Source organism: Pseudoalteromonas sp. SWYJZ12, from assembly GCF_015864395.1.
Taxonomy (GTDB): Bacteria; Pseudomonadota; Gammaproteobacteria; order Enterobacterales; family Alteromonadaceae; genus Pseudoalteromonas; species Pseudoalteromonas arctica.
In genome coordinates this window covers 1-1,183 of record NZ_JADYXH010000052.1, presented here as the reverse complement: position 1 = coordinate 1,183, position 1,183 = coordinate 1, and the positions used below count along the sequence as shown (strand labels likewise).

At 38.4% G+C, this 1,183-nt stretch carries 1 protein-coding gene; it reads left to right on the top strand.

What is annotated here, in order from left to right:
- Nucleotides 1-1,183 (top strand): IS3 family transposase gene (locus I6F42_RS19965; RefSeq protein ID WP_197153193.1). Its coding sequence is split into 2 segments (ribosomal slippage), with 1,184 coding nucleotides annotated over them: nucleotides 1-339 and nucleotides 339-1,183; the frame shifts between segments, so codons are not numbered across the junction. This gene is flagged as partial in the annotation.

The following is a 1,183-nucleotide window of genomic DNA, read 5'->3' as shown; positions in this document are numbered from 1 at the left end:
TCAAACGAACACAACGAGATTATTCATTAGGCTTTAAATTACAAGTTGTCGACGCTGTAGAAAAAGGCGATATGACTTATAAACAAGCCCAAAAAATTTATGGCATACAAGGTCGTTCTACCGTGCTTACTTGGTTAAGAAAACACGGTAAGATGGATTGGACTCAATCACCTAAGATAACTATGCCTACATCACCTAAAGCCAAAGAAAGTCCCGCTCAAAAAATCAAACGCCTCGAGCGAGAGCTTGAAGATGAGCACTTACGTAACCTGTTACTCAATGAAGTGGTTAATATTCTTGACGCTGAGCATGGAACAAGCCTTCGAAAAAAGTATATTGCCAAGGAGCAAGAAGCCTTCAAAAGCAAAAAATAGTTAGCTTAGAACGTGCTTGCATGCTGCTTGGTATAACGAGACAAGCGATATATCAACGAGAGAGCAGAGCTAAACTGCGTGCTATTGAACTAGCACCAGTTAAAGCGATGGTATTGGAAATACGACGTTTTATGCCGCGCTTAGGTGGAAGAAAGTTGTATTTTTTACTTAAACCAAAATTCATAGAGCGAGGCATAAGTTTAGGTCGAGACGCTTTTTTTAGTTATTTGAAAAATGAACGTTTATTGGTTAAACCTAAGCGTAGTTACACTAAAACTACGTTTAGTAAACATTGGATGAAAAAGCATCCTAACTTGCTAAAAGATGTGCAGCCATCGCGGCCAGAAGAGGTTTTTGTAAGCGATATAACCTATGTTCAATCAGAGCAAGGTGTTCACTATCTATCGCTAGTAACTGATGCGTATAGTCGCAAAATTATGGGTTATGAACTCAGTGATGAAATGAAGGCGACAGATGTTGTTAAGGCATTAGATATGACAATCAATAATCGTCAGTATCAATGTAGTACGATTCATCATTCAGATAGAGGGTTGCAGTATTGCTCGCAGGTATATCAAGTAAAGCTTAATGAAAATGGCATTATTCCATCAATGACCGATGGCTATGACTGCTATCAAAATGCACTGGCGGAGCGTATTAACGGCATATTGAAACAGGAGTTCTTACTCTATAAATGCCAAAATCTAAAAGAGCTACGTGAACTCGTCGAAGAATCAATATTAATATACAATGAAATGAGGCCGCATTTGAGTTTAGGAATGAAAACACCAAACCAAGTGCACAAAAAA